At 70.9% G+C, this 12,501-nt stretch carries 11 protein-coding genes; 3 read left to right on the top strand and 8 right to left on the bottom strand.

The window, feature by feature from the left end; translation table 11 throughout:
- Window positions 1–43: 43 nt before the first annotated feature.
- Window positions 44–1,474, top strand: coding sequence for a pyruvate kinase (gene pyk / locus ABEB00_RS07700; protein ID WP_345618237.1), 1,431 nt, complete (start codon window positions 44–46; stop codon window positions 1,472–1,474).
- Between the two features lie 105 nt (window positions 1,475–1,579).
- Here pyk and ABEB00_RS07695 read toward each other — a convergent pair whose 3' ends face one another.
- From ABEB00_RS07695 to ABEB00_RS07680, 4 genes are all read right to left on the bottom strand, one after another.
- Complete coding sequence (locus tag ABEB00_RS07695) at window positions 1,580–2,965, bottom strand: hypothetical protein (protein WP_345618236.1); 1,386 nt, start codon at window positions 2,963–2,965, stop codon at window positions 1,580–1,582.
- A complete protein-coding gene (locus ABEB00_RS07690) occupies window positions 2,955–3,440 on the bottom strand; it encodes a DUF6114 domain-containing protein (protein ID WP_345618234.1) in 486 nt (161 codons plus the stop codon). Before ABEB00_RS07690 ends, ABEB00_RS07695 begins: the two co-directional genes overlap by 11 nt.
- An 89-nt stretch (window positions 3,441–3,529) precedes the next feature.
- Window positions 3,530–4,165, bottom strand: a complete 636-nt coding sequence (locus tag ABEB00_RS07685) for a DUF6230 family protein (protein ID WP_345618232.1) — start codon at window positions 4,163–4,165, stop codon at window positions 3,530–3,532.
- 603 nt (window positions 4,166–4,768) lie between these two features.
- On the bottom strand, window positions 4,769–5,743 hold the full coding sequence (locus tag ABEB00_RS07680; protein WP_345618230.1) for a tetratricopeptide repeat protein: 975 nt from the start codon (window positions 5,741–5,743) through the stop codon (window positions 4,769–4,771).
- Between the two features lie 233 nt (window positions 5,744–5,976).
- Between ABEB00_RS07680 and ABEB00_RS07675 the strand changes: the two genes are divergently transcribed.
- Entirely contained in the window at window positions 5,977–6,618 is a 642-nt protein-coding gene (locus tag ABEB00_RS07675) for a TetR/AcrR family transcriptional regulator (RefSeq protein ID WP_345618228.1), read from the top strand.
- A 59-nt stretch (window positions 6,619–6,677) separates the two neighbouring features.
- Here ABEB00_RS07675 and icmA read toward each other — a convergent pair whose 3' ends face one another.
- The 3 genes from icmA to ABEB00_RS07660 form a co-directional block, all read right to left on the bottom strand.
- The gene (gene icmA / locus ABEB00_RS07670; RefSeq protein ID WP_345618226.1) at window positions 6,678–8,378 is read right to left on the bottom strand and encodes a coenzyme B12-dependent isobutyryl-CoA mutase large subunit; all 1,701 of its coding nucleotides are present in this window, start codon (window positions 8,376–8,378) and stop codon (window positions 6,678–6,680) included.
- Window positions 8,379–8,460: 82 nt separating this feature from the next.
- Entirely contained in the window at window positions 8,461–8,799 is a 339-nt protein-coding gene (locus tag ABEB00_RS07665) for a DUF3817 domain-containing protein (RefSeq protein WP_345618224.1), read from the bottom strand.
- 64 nt (window positions 8,800–8,863) lie between these two features.
- Window positions 8,864–9,373, bottom strand: coding sequence for a MarR family winged helix-turn-helix transcriptional regulator (locus tag ABEB00_RS07660; RefSeq protein ID WP_345618222.1), 510 nt, complete (start codon window positions 9,371–9,373; stop codon window positions 8,864–8,866).
- 162 nt (window positions 9,374–9,535) lie between these two features.
- On the opposite strand from ABEB00_RS07660, the gene ABEB00_RS07655 reads away from it, so the two are divergent.
- Window positions 9,536–10,531, top strand: a complete 996-nt coding sequence (locus tag ABEB00_RS07655) for a glycoside hydrolase family 6 protein (RefSeq protein ID WP_345618221.1) — start codon at window positions 9,536–9,538, stop codon at window positions 10,529–10,531.
- A 14-nt stretch (window positions 10,532–10,545) separates the two neighbouring features.
- Here the strand turns inward: ABEB00_RS07655 and glxA are convergent, their stop codons facing one another.
- The gene (gene glxA, locus ABEB00_RS07650; RefSeq protein ID WP_345618220.1) at window positions 10,546–12,501 is read right to left on the bottom strand and encodes a radical copper oxidase GlxA; all 1,956 of its coding nucleotides are present in this window, start codon (window positions 12,499–12,501) and stop codon (window positions 10,546–10,548) included.

Genomic DNA, 12,501 nt, shown 5'->3' with positions numbered 1-12,501 from the left:
AGACGGAATATTCCGTGGCGAAACAAACCGATAGGATCGCCCCATGCGCCGTTCGAAAATCGTCTGTACTCTCGGCCCCGCGGTCGACTCCCATGAGCAGCTCGTCGCCCTGATCGAAGCCGGCATGAACGTGGCCCGCTTCAACTTCAGCCACGGCACCCACGCCGAGCACCAGGGCCGGTACGACCGCGTCCGGGCCGCCGCCAAGGAGACCGGCCGGGCCATCGGTGTGCTCGCCGACCTCCAGGGCCCGAAGATCCGGCTGGAGACCTTCGCCGAGGGCCCCGTCGAACTGGTGCGGGGTGACGAGTTCACCATCACCACCGAGGACGTGCCGGGCGACCGGACGATCTGCGGCACGACGTACAAGGGCCTGCCCGGCGACGTCACCAAGGGCGACCAGATCCTCATCAACGACGGCAACGTCGAGCTGAAGGTCACCTCGGTCGAGGGCCCGCTGGTGAAGACGATCGTCATCGAGGGCGGCGTCATCTCCGACCACAAGGGCATCAACCTGCCCGGCGCGGCCGTCAACGTGCCCGCGCTGTCCGAGAAGGACATCGAGGACCTCCGCTTCGCGCTGGGCATGGGCTGCGACATGGTCGCGCTCTCCTTCGTCCGCGACGCCAAGGACATCCAGGACGTGCACCGCGTCATGGACGAGGAGGGCCGCCGCGTCCCGGTCGTCGCCAAGGTGGAGAAGCCGCAGGCGGTCGAGAACATGGAGGACGTCGTGATGGCGTTCGACAGCGTCATGGTCGCCCGCGGCGACCTCGCCGTCGAGTACCCGCTCGAAAAGGTCCCCATGGTGCAGAAGCGGCTCATCGAGCTGTGCCGCCGCAACGCCAAGCCGGTGATCGTGGCGACCCAGATGATGGAGTCGATGATCACCAACTCGCGGCCGACCCGCGCCGAGGCGTCCGACGTCGCCAACGCGATCCTGGACGGCGCCGACGCGGTCATGCTGTCCGCCGAGTCGAGCGTGGGCGCGTACCCGATCGAGACCGTGAAGACGATGTCGAAGATCGTCACCGCGGCCGAGCAGGAGCTGCTCTCCAAGGGCCTGCAGCCGCTGGTGCCGGGCAAGAAGCCGCGCACCCAGGGCGGTTCGGTGGCCCGTGCCGCCGCCGAGATCGCCGACTTCCTCGGCGCCCGCGGGCTGGTGGCCTTCACCCAGTCCGGGGACACCGCCCGCCGGCTCTCCCGCTACCGCGCGGCCCAGCCCATCGTCGCCTTCACCACCGACGAGTCCACCCGCAACCAGCTCGCGCTGAGCTGGGGCGTGGAGTCGTACGTCGTGCCGTTCGTGAACAGCACCGACGAGATGGTCGACCTAGTGGACCAGGAGATGGTGAAGCTCAACCGCTTCAACGACGGCGAGATCGTGGTGATCACCGCCGGTTCGCCCCCCGGCGTGCCCGGCACCACCAACATGGTCCGCGTGCACCACCTGGGCGAGGCCGCCCGCGACTGAGTGTCCTGACCGAACGGCCGAACGGCGCTGAGGGCGTCCCCCTGGAGAAGGGGGGCGCCCTCAGCGGTGTGCGGCTCCCGAACGGGTCGGTGGGTCGGGTGCTCCTCAGTCGGTCATGTACTGGTGCAGCCCCGGGATGGTCAGCGTCCCGCCGAACTGGCCGGCCTGCACGACCTTCGCCTTGGTGAAGTAGATCAGCGGGATGTCGAGCGGCGGCGGGTTCTCCACGTCGAAGGTGATCGGGACCAGCCCCAGCAGGTTGCCGGAGATGCTCTCCGTGTACATCACCGTGTCGCCGTCGGTGATCGTGGACGTCGAGCCCTTGGCCGCCTGGACGTGGTAGGTCTTGCCGGTCAGGTCGTCCTTGACCGTCTGGTGCAGGTCGCCGATGTCGGTGCCGTTGGATATGACGTACTTCAGCACCTTCTTGGTGGTCCCGCCGGCGGTCCGCACCTTGACGATGCCCTTGTAGGAGGCGCCCTTCAGCGTCAGCGAGCTGGCGTCCAGGTACCAGGGGTCGTCCGGCACCGGGAGGGTGTTGTCGACGCCGCCCTCCTCGTCGGTGGCGATCGGGCAGTCCACAGGGTCCGTGGTGGCGCTCTCGGACGCGGTGGGGGTGGGGGTGGAGCTGGGCGAGGCGGTGGTGTCGCCGGTCGGGTCCAGCGGGTCCTCGGCGGTCCCGCCGGCGCCCGGCCCGGGGTCTTCGGCCGTCTCGCCGGTCTGCTCGCCGCTCCCGGTGCTCTCGCCGCCCTGCGCCGGCGCGGTGTCGTCGCCGTCCCCGGTCGCTCCCTTCGACGGGCTCGCGGTGGCCGACGCGGACGCGGACGGGGACGGGGTGGCCGCGGGGGCCGTGGACTCCTCGTCCTTCTTGCCGCCGGTGAGGAGGTCCTCCAGGGCGTCGCCGATGCCCTGGAGGAGCCCGCCGCCCTCGGTGGCCGACGGGGACGGGGACGTCTGGGCGGCCGGCTCCTTCCCGGGCGACGCCGCAGCCGACGCGGAGCCGGACGGCTCGGACGCCGCCTTGTCGTCGGAACCTGAATCCGACGAAGAGGCCGCACCCTTGTCCGTACCGCTGCCGGTACCCGTCTCCGGGTCCGTACCCGTACCCGTGCTCGGGCCGGTGCTCGTGGCGGAGGCCGACGGGCTCGGCTCGGCGCCACCGGACGCGCTCGCGCTCGCCGACGGCGACGGCGTGGCCGACGCGGAGGCGCCGTCCTTGTCCCGCGCCAGGGCCTCCACGCACGCCTTGTACTCGTCGGCGGTCAGGCTCTTCGACGACGACGCCGGGTCACTGCCGTCGGCGACGGCCAGCGTCGGCGTGAAGCCCATGCCCATGAGGACGGCCGTGGGCATCGCCGCCAGGGCTATCGCCTTGCCGGCCGGGACGTGGAACCTGGTGAGCAGCGGCTTCTTGGGTGCCGCGTGGCGCGGCCCGGTTCTCACGCGGAACGCCTCTGCGTCAGCCCTGTGAGTCACCTCGTCAGCCGGCACTGTGCCTCCCGTTCGCCCCGGTGGCCGGGATCGTTCCTGACAGATCGTGCGGTCCACCCGCGGTGCCCTCCGCCGCCTGCGGCTCACCCGGCGCCCACGCCACGGCCAGCGCTCCGCCGATGAGCGAAAGCATGAAACCGATGACGAAGCCGCCGAAGTTGGACACGGGGATGGACACCAGGGCGAGCAGAATCGCCGCGACACCCGCGAAGACCCGTACGTGCTTCTGGAACCAGAGGCTGATGCCGAGGACGACCAGCAGCACGCCGATGATCAGGGAGCCGGCGCCGGCGGTGGTGGCCATCGCCACGGTGAGGTTGCCGAACTTCAGGTTCGCGTACGGGAAGTACATGATCGGGAAGCCGCCGAGCAGGACGAGCAGACCCGCCCAGAACGGCCGGGTACCCCGCCAGTCTCGGAACTGCTGCCTGCGGCGGGTGAACTGGCCGGCGGCGGCAGGAGTCTCGGCGCTCATGGAAAACAGCTCCCTGGTACAGCGTTGCTGTGGTGGTGATGTGGGTGGACGGGCGGGGGCGCGGCCGGCCCCCGCCCGTCAGCGACGGCTCAGTAGCACTCGACGCCTTCGCCGGCGCCCTTCTTGAGCGACATGTGAAGACCGCTGAGCTTGAAGGTCCCGGCGGTGGTGGCCCACGCCGTCTGCTCCACATCGGTCAGCACGGCGCGGTTGGCCTGCTGGGCGAACCCGCCCGCGCTGGCGTGGTCACCGCTCTTGATGCCGGGACCCTTGTCGATCGTCCCGGCCGCGACACCGATGTCGATGTCCTTGAACGTGGCGTCCGCTTCGAGGTCCGCGATGTCGATGTACAACTGGTCGGCTTTGACCTGCTTCTTCGTGTCCTCGCTGTCGCCCGCCTCCAGCCGCAGGGTGACGGTGCCGACGAGCGGGATGTTCGGGGTGACGACCGACTGGCACAGGTTCTTGATCGTGGCCTTGTCGAACGCCGAGACGGCGACGGCGTGGTTGCCGCCGACACCCTCGTCATAAGCCCCGTACTGAGAGAACCCGGTACCGGTGAGCTTGTCGGCACTCACCTTGAACTGCTGCCCCGACACACTGAACGACGCCGCGAGCGCGCCCTGAGCCAGGGCGACACCTATCGCTGCCGTAGCGGCGACGCTGGGCACCATGACCACAGCGAACCGCTTCCATCTCGTCCCGCCACGCACTTGGGACTCCATATTTCCTCCTTCTCGGACGTACATCTCCTGGCCTCGGCTCGCCCCCGAATGCGGCGGCTCGGTCGGGCAGGGATGGGAGAAGTGCTACGTCCTCGGAAAGGAGAGCGCCCGGACTCGGCGGCACGCACCGCGCGCCCGAATCACCGGCGATCACCCCCGAGCGACAACCACTGGTCGCGCCTGACACGCATCACGCACAACCTTGTCGGGCAGGCTTCGCCGGGTGAGCGAAGACCCCCCTGCCCAAAGGCCGGCTCTCTGGCGCCGGCCCTGCTCGGTGGGGACCCAGGAAGCCCCGTGACCCGAATGGCTGCCGGGGTACGGGAAGGGACCGAGCGTCGCCGATCGTGGTGCATTCTCGCCGCCCGCACAAGGGGTTCGTTACTCACTAGTAACGGCGCGATAACCGCCGGGCGGCCCGAAGGAGCCGTCCGGCGACGCTGGGTGTCACCCAGGGATGGGACAAAACCATGGATCGGCGGACAGAACCCGACACTCCACCGACAGTGACTTACTCGCAGTAACAGCGGCCGCGTTCACCAAGTTTTGGCAAAACGCGGCCGCTTCGCGGCTCCACCGCTCACTTTCCGATAAGAAACCGGCTCAGAACAGGGCGCGGGCCAGCGCCCGGCGGGCCGCCGTCACTCGCGGGTCCTCGGCGCCGACCACTTCGAACAGTTCCAGCAGCCGCACCCGTACGGCGTTCCGGTCGTCGCCGAAGGTGCGGCGCACGGTGTCGATGAGGCGCCCGAAGGCGTCCTCGACATGCCCGCCCACCAGGTCGAGGTCGGCGGCGGCGATCTGCGCGGACACGTCGGCCGGGTTGTCGGCGGCCTCCCTGCGCACCCGCTGCGGGTCCATGCCCTCCACCCGCTGGAGCAACTCGGCCTGCGCGAGGCCGAGTTTGGCCTCCATGTTGGCCGGGTCGTCGTTGAGCACGTTCTGATAGGCGCGGACCGCGCCGCCCAGATCGCCCGCGTCCAAGGCCCGGACGGCGGCCTCCAGCGCGGCGTCGTGGGGGCCGGCCGGTGCCTCGGGGGCCTCCTGGACCGCGCCCGGACCGGCGTCGGGGTCGACGGCCAGACCGGTCAGGCCGAAGCGCTCCTCGGCGACCTGGATCAACTGGTCCAGGGTCTGGCGGATCTGGGCCTCACCGGCGGCTCCCTGGAAGAGCGGCAGCGCCTGCCCGGCGACCACCGCGAAGACGGCGGGGATGCCCTGGATGCCGAACTGCTGCATCAGCATCTGGTTGGCGTCGACGTCGACCCGGGCGAGGACGAACCGGCCGTTGTACTCGACGGCGAGCCGATCCAGGAGCGGGCTCAACTGCTTGCAGGGCTCGCACCACTCGGCCCAGAAGTCGATGACGACCGGGACCTCGGTGGAGCGCTGCAGGACATCGTTCTCGAAGCCCGCCTCGTCGACGTCGATGACGAGGTCGGCGGGGGAGACGGCGCCGCCGCCGCCCTCCTGCGCGGCCTGGGCGCGCGCCTGCTCCGCCTTGGCCTTGGCCTCCTGGGCCGCCTTCACCGCGGCGAGGTCGACGACCCCGCTCATGGACATGTTCCGTGGCTGCATGGGCCTATCCTCCCCCGTACCGCGCGCGTCTGTGAAAAGCGGTGCCGAAGGCCGCCCTGATGTGTGCTGTTCGGCGCCGGGTCCCCACCCGCGCCGTGTGGCCGCCGCCCGGGTACGTCCGCTCCCGCGCTTTCGCTACGCGTCGTAGCGTAATGCGCGCGGCGGGGGCCGGGCCACCGTCTCCCGGTGATCTCCCTCACGGCCTCACAGGACCCGCCGGATATGGTCGTGGGATGCAGAGCCGCATTCCCGTCAGCCGTGCCGGGCGTCCTCGGAGCGCCGCGGCGGACGCCGCGATCCTGGCCGCGACGCGGGAGGCGCTGGTCGAACTCGGGTGGTCGAAGCTGACGCTCTCGGACGTGGCGCTGCGGGCGGGGGTGGCGAAGACGACCCTGTACCGGCGCTGGGCGGGCAAGAACGAACTGGTGGTCGACGCGGTCGCCGAGTTGTTCGACGAGCTGTGGCTGCCCGACCGGGGCAGTCTGGCCGCCGACATCGAGGGTGTGGTGCTCCAGTTCGCGGCGATCCTGGCCCGCGCGGAGGCCAGGAACGGCCTGATGGCGGTGGTCGCGGAGTCGACCCGCGACGAGGCGCTGCGCGAGCGCATCCGCTGTTCGATCGTGGCGCGGCAGAAGCGCCTGGTGCTGGAGGGGCGGGCGCGGGCCCAGGCGCGGGGGGAGCTGCCGGCCGAGCCGGACGCCGAGGTGGCGGCCCGCACGGCGGATCTGATCTTCGACGTGGTCGCGGGCGCGGTGGTGCACCGCACCCTGGTGAGCGCGGAGCCGGCGGACGAGGAGTGGGTGCGCGGCTTCACCCGGGTGCTGCTGCTGGGCCTCGCCTCCCGGCCGGCCGAGCCGGGTGGTGAGCGGGGGTAGTCCAGTCCCCCAGCCCCTCGCCCCGCCCCGGTCCCCGGTCCCCCGGCGGGCGGTGCGGGTCAGAAGCCCGGGGGTTCCGTGTAGACGCCCCACTCGTCCCGCAGCACCCCGCAGATCTCGCCCAGCGTCGCCTCCGCGCGGGCCGCGTCCAGCATCGGTGCGATCATGCCGGCGCCGGAGCGGGCCGCGGCCAGCATGGCGTCCAGGGCGGCGCGCACGGCCGCCTCGTCCCGGGTGTCCTTGCGCGCGGCCAGGGCCCGGATCTGCTCCCGCTCCACCTCGTGGCCGACCCGCATGATCTCCAGGTCGCCGGTGACGGACCCGGTGTGGGCGTTGACGCCGACGACCCGTTTGTCGCCCTTCTCCAGGGACCGCTGGTAACGGAAGGCCGACTCGGCGATCTCGCCGGTGAACCAGCCGTCCTCTATGCCCCGCAGGATGCCGGAGGTGAGCGGCCCGATGGGGTGGCGCCCGTCCGGGTGGGCGCGCAGGCCCCGCTCCCTGATCCGCTCGAAGATCTTCTCCGCCTCGGCCTCGATCCGGTCGGTCGACTGCTCGACGAACCACGATCCGCCCAGCGGGTCGGCGACGTCGGCGACGCCGGTCTCCTCCATCAGTACCTGCTGGGTCCGCAGGGCGATCTCGGCGGCCTGTTCGCTCGGCAGGGCGAGGGTCTCGTCCAGGGCGTTGGTGTGCAGCGAGTTGGTCCCGCCGAGCACCGCCGCCAGCGCCTCCACGGCCGTACGCACCACGTTGTTGTACGGCTGCTGCGCGGTGAGCGAGACGCCCGCGGTCTGGGTGTGGAACCTGAGCCACTGGGCCTTCTCGGTCTTCGCCCCGTACACGTCCCGCATCCAGCGCGCCCAGATCCGGCGCGCGGCCCGGAACTTGGCGATCTCCTCGAAGAAGTCGACGTGGGCGTCGAAGAAGAAGGAGAGGCCGGGGGCGAAGACGTCCACGTCGAGGCCGCGGCTCAGCCCCAGCTCCACGTAGCCGAAGCCGTCGGCGAGGGTGTACGCCAGTTCCTGCGCGGCCGTGGAGCCGGCCTCGCGGATGTGGTAGCCGGAGACCGAGAGCGGCTTGTAGGCGGGGATGCCGGCCGCGCAGTACTCCATCAGGTCGCCGATCAGGCGCAGGTGCGGCTCGGGCTGGAAGAGCCACTCCTTCTGGGCGATGTACTCCTTGAAGATGTCGGTCTGGAGGGTGCCGTTGAGCACGGCCGGGTCGACGCCCTGGCGCTCGGCGGCGACCAGGTACATGCAGAAGACGGGCACGGCCGGTCCGCTGATCGTCATGGAGGTGGTCACGTCCCCGAGCGGGATGCCCGCGAAGAGCGCCTCCATGTCGGCGGCCGAGTCGATGGCGACCCCGCAGTGCCCGACCTCGCCCAGCGCGCGCGGGTCGTCGGAGTCGCGGCCCATCAGGGTCGGCATGTCGAAGGCGACCGAGAGTCCGCCGCCGCCGTTGCGCAGGATGGTCTTGTAGCGCTCGTTGGTCTGCGCGGCGTTGCCGAATCCGGCGAACTGCCGGATGGTCCAGGTACGCCCCCGGTAGCCGGTCGGATACAGGCCGCGGGTGAAGGGGTACTCCCCCGGCCAGCCGATCCGCTCGAAGCCCTCGTACCTGTCGCCGGGCCGGGGCCCGTACACCGGCTCCACGGGATCACCGGAGAGCGTGCTGAAGTCGGCCTCGCGGGTGCGCGCGCCGTCGTACCGGGCCTGCCAGCGTCGGCGGCCCTCCTCTATGACGTCAGCGTTCATACCTTCGAATTTACTAGGACGTCCTAGTACTTGTCGATGCCGCACCGCCGTACGGGTCTCCGCACGGCGGCGAGGAAGCCCGCTACGCCTTGGCGGCCACCGGGCCGGCCGGCGCGATCCTGGACCGCAGCTCCGGGGTGATCCGGCGCTCCACGAAGAACGCGGCCGTCGGGATGGTCCCGGCGAGCAGGACCCACAACTGCTTCTTGACCGGCCACTTCGCCTTGGCGCCGAGGTCGAAGGCGAAGACGAGGTAGACGACGTAGAGCCAGCCGTGCGCGATGCTCACGACGCGGGTGAAGTCGTCGGCACCGTCCACGTCCAGCAGGTACTTCGCGATCATGCCCAGGCACAGCAGGATCAGCAGCACGCCGGTGACGTACGCCATGACCCGGTAGCGGGTCAGCACGCTCTTTTTCATGACTACGAGCGTAACGAGACGTTCCGGGTGATCTTCGGGCGGGTTCGGCGGGCCCGGGGCCCGTTCACTCCTCGTCGAAGTCGCCCGCCGACACCCGCAGCGGGCGCAGCATGGCGAAGATCTCGCCGCACTCCTCCGCGTCGTAGGCGCCGAGGCCGAAGTCCATGGCCATCAGGTCGCGGGTGGCGGACTCGACCACCTCGCGGCCCCGGTCGGTGATGGAGGCGAGCGTGCCCCGGCCGTCGTGCGGGTTGGGGCGCTTGGCGACGAGCCCCGAGCGCACCAGCCGGTCGACGGTGTTCGTGACCGAGGTGGGGTGCACCATCAGCCGTTCGCCGATCTTGGACATCGGCAGTTCGCCCGACTTGGAGAAGGTCAGCAGGACCAGCGCCTCGTACCGGGCGAAGGTCAGCCCGTACGGCTTGACCGCCGCGTCCACCTCGGCCAGCAGGATCTGCTGCGCCCGCATGATCGACGTGATCGCGGCCATGGAGGGGACGCTTCCCCAGCGCTGCTTCCAGCTTTCGTCGGCGCGGGCGATGGGGTCGAAAGAGAGACTGAGCGGCTTCGGCACGACAGCACACCTTACCGGCCGGTCACATCTCGGTCAGCTCGATCTCACCTTTCGGGCCGCCCCGCCGGGCATGGCGCTACCCGGCACGCTCCACCCGCTATGTCACGATAGGTGACGGATCGTGACAAATCGACACACTCTGCCTCACCTCAGGGAGCAGCAATGTCCCGGCTGATCCACACCCTCTCGGCGCTCACCGCCCTCGCCCTCGCGGTGGGCTGCTCGTCCGCCCCCGGCGTCGACGAGGCGTCCGTCGCCGGCACCGCCAGGAAGCGGGCGGACCCGGCGGACTCCGCCTTCTGGGTCGACCCGGAGAGCCCCGCCGCCCGGCAGCGCGCCCTGTGGGAGCGGCAGGGCCGCGAGGAGGACGCCGTCCTGCTCCAGCGGATCGCCGGGCAGCCCGCCGCGCTCTGGCCGGCCGGGGAGATCGACCCCGCCCCGCTGGTGCGCCGGGCCACCCGGGCCGCGACCGAGGCCGGCAGGACGGTGCTGCTGACCGCCTACAACATCCCGCACCGCGACTGCGGCCAGCACTCGGCGGGCGGCGCGGACGACGCGGACGCCTACCGGCGGTGGATCGGCAGGTTCGCCGACGCGATCGGCGACGCCAGGGCACTCGTGGTGCTGGAGCCGGACGCCGTCGCGCACATCGTCGACGGCTGCACGCCCGGCGAGCTGCACGCCGAGCGCGAGCGGCTGCTGGGCGAGGCGATCACCCGGCTGAAGGCGCAGCCGAACACCGCGGTCTATCTGGACGCGGGCAACCCGGCCTGGATCACCGAGCCCGGCAAACTGGTCGACCCGCTGAAGCGGGCCGGCATCGCGGACGCCGACGGCTTCGCGCTCAACGTCTCCAACTTCCAGACCGACGCGGTGGTGAAGACGTACGGCAAGCGGCTCGGCGCGGAGCTGGGCGGCAAGCACTTCGTCGTGGACACCAGCCGCAACGGGAACGGCCCGCTGCCCGGCGCCTGGTGCAACCCGCCGGGCCGGGCGCTGGGGGCCCGGCCGACCACCGACACCGGTGACCCGGCCGTCGACGCCTACCTGTGGATCAAGCGGCCCGGCGAGTCGGACGGTGCCTGCGAGGGCGGGCCGGACGCCGGGCGGTGGTGGCCGCAGTACGCCCTGGAGCTGGCGCGCAACTCCAGGGCGTGAGGCCGGGGCACCCGCTACGTCACCTGGACCCACTTCGCCTTCGACGGGGTGCCGTCGGCGTCGGTGACGAAGAGCATGTACCAGCCCGGCGGGACCAGGGTGCGGTCGCGCGGCACGTCGAAGGTGACCTGGCCGGACTTCCGGGTCACCTTCAGTTCGATGGACCGCTGCTCGACGTCCGTGGTGTGGGTCACCGCGCTCGGCCGCATCAGCCGGGCCTCGGCCACCCGGTCGGGGTGGGCGGTGCGGTAGGTCACCCGGTGGTCCGCGTCGAGTGCCCGCGGGCCGTCCTTCAGTACCGGCCGGCGGGCCGTGTTCCGGTGCAGGGCGGCCGGGGTGAAGACCTCCATGCGCTGCTCGAAGTGGCCCAGCTTGGTGTTCTGCTGGTCGTCGAAGAGCGGGTCGGAGCCGAAGGTGGCGACCCGGCCGTCCGGCAGCAGCAGCGCCTCGGAGTGGTAGTTGCGGCCCACCGCGGGCGCCGCCGCCTCCTTGAAGGCGTTGCTCCTCGGGTCGTAGACCTGCGCCTTGAGGATGTTGCTGGCGCTGCGGCCGCGGTAGTCCGCGGCGCCGTTGGAGGTGAAGACGGTGTCGTCCGGCATGATCACGCTGTTCAGGTAGCGGGTGCCCTGCGGCAGGTCCGGGCCCTCCTTGAAGACGGGGTTGTCCGCCTTCAGGTCCACGACGGCCGTGCGCTCGGTCGCCTTCTTCGACTCGCCGACCCCGCCGCCGCCCAGCACCATCACCTTCTGGTCCTGCGCGGGGGGCAGCAGCAGCGACGCGGAGGTCTCCAACTGGTCGGGGCGGGTGAGTCCGGGCACCTTGCGGAAGCTGTTGGTCTCCAGGTCCCACAGGCCCGGCACCCGGCCCTTGTCCGCCGGTCCGTACCCGGCGTTGGAGCCGGAGTAGAAGAGTTTGCCGCCCTTGGTGAGGAAGAGGGCGGGGTAGGTCGGGAAGTACCGCTTGGGCCCGGGTGACCACTTCTTGGTCTCCGGGTCGTAGATCTCGTTGTCGCCCGGGTCGATCACGCCGACGTCGTCGAGGCCGGAGGCGGCGAGGATCCGTCCGTCGTCGAGGCCGACCAGCGTCGGGTACCAGCGGGCCTTGTCCATCGGGTCGACGGGGACGTACTTCTCGGCGACCGGGTCGAACTCGTAGGCCGCGCGGATGCCCTGGAAGTCCTGCTTCTCCAGGGTGATCTTCTCCGAGAGGCCGTAGGTGTTGGCGGCGGCGTCGCCCCGCAGACCGACGATCTCGTACTGGGCCTGCGAGTCGGTGACCGACAGCGGGCCCTTCTCGGCGGCCTCCACGAAGACCCGCCGCTCACTGGCGGTGACCTTGGTCTCCCAGGGCTGGACCACACCGCGCGCGTCCCGGGTGACCTCGAAGGAGCGCTTGGCCTTCGGGAGGGTGACCGCGAACCTGGAGACGTACTCGACGCCCGCGGGCGAGCGGAAGCGGGTGCCCTTGGGCAGGGTCACGGGCTTGTCCGGGTTCTCGTTCTTCACCCGCATGCCGCCGCCCGCCCGGTCCACCTCGCCGTTCAGGAGTTCGTAGCGGGCGGTGCCGCCGGCCACCAGCAGCCGGCCGTCGGGGAGGGCCGCGTGACCGGAGCAGAAGAAGTCCTCCGGGGTGGCGACCTTCTTGAAGGTGTTCCTCTCCGGGTCCCACAGCACGGTGTCGAAGGAGCCCTTGTCGAACTTCTTCTGCTCGTTGCCGGAGCCGGCCACGATCAGCACCTTGCCGGTGCGCAGCAGCGCCGCGTGGATGGCGTTGGTGCGGTACTCCTCCGGGATGCCGATCTGGGCCCAGGAGCCGTACTTCGCCTTGTACGAGGGCCGGGAGATCTTGTAGTCGTGATACTTCGCGCCCGCGAAGTCGAGCGCGGCGGGGGCGTTGAGACCGGCCAGCAGGGCGACGCCGCCGACGCCCAGGACGGTCTTCTTGGTCTTCTGCGAGAGCTGGTAGGCCAT

The organism is Streptomyces ziwulingensis, assembly GCF_039542605.1.
Classification (GTDB): Bacteria; Actinomycetota; Actinomycetes; order Streptomycetales; family Streptomycetaceae; genus Streptomyces; species Streptomyces ziwulingensis.
This window is presented reverse-complemented; position numbering and strand designations above follow the sequence as displayed.

Excerpts from the sequence above, each read along its gene's own strand:
- pyk (WP_345618237.1), top strand. The coding sequence starts at position 44 with ATGCGCCGTTCGAAAATCGTCTGTACTCTCGGCCCCGCGGTCGACTCC.
- ABEB00_RS07690 (WP_345618234.1), bottom strand. The coding sequence starts at position 3,440 with ATGAGCGCCGAGACTCCTGCCGCCGCCGGCCAGTTCACCCGCCGCAGG.
- ABEB00_RS07685 (WP_345618232.1), bottom strand. The coding sequence starts at position 4,165 with ATGGAGTCCCAAGTGCGTGGCGGGACGAGATGGAAGCGGTTCGCTGTG.
- ABEB00_RS07680 (WP_345618230.1), bottom strand. The coding sequence starts at position 5,743 with ATGCAGCCACGGAACATGTCCATGAGCGGGGTCGTCGACCTCGCCGCG.
- ABEB00_RS07675 (WP_345618228.1), top strand. The coding sequence starts at position 5,977 with ATGCAGAGCCGCATTCCCGTCAGCCGTGCCGGGCGTCCTCGGAGCGCC.
- icmA (WP_345618226.1), bottom strand. The coding sequence starts at position 8,378 with ATGAACGCTGACGTCATAGAGGAGGGCCGCCGACGCTGGCAGGCCCGG.
- ABEB00_RS07665 (WP_345618224.1), bottom strand. The coding sequence starts at position 8,799 with ATGAAAAAGAGCGTGCTGACCCGCTACCGGGTCATGGCGTACGTCACC.
- ABEB00_RS07655 (WP_345618221.1), top strand. The coding sequence starts at position 9,536 with ATGTCCCGGCTGATCCACACCCTCTCGGCGCTCACCGCCCTCGCCCTC.
- glxA (WP_345618220.1), bottom strand. The coding sequence starts at position 12,501 with ATGGCCTACCAGCTCTCGCAGAAGACCAAGAAGACCGTCCTGGGCGTC.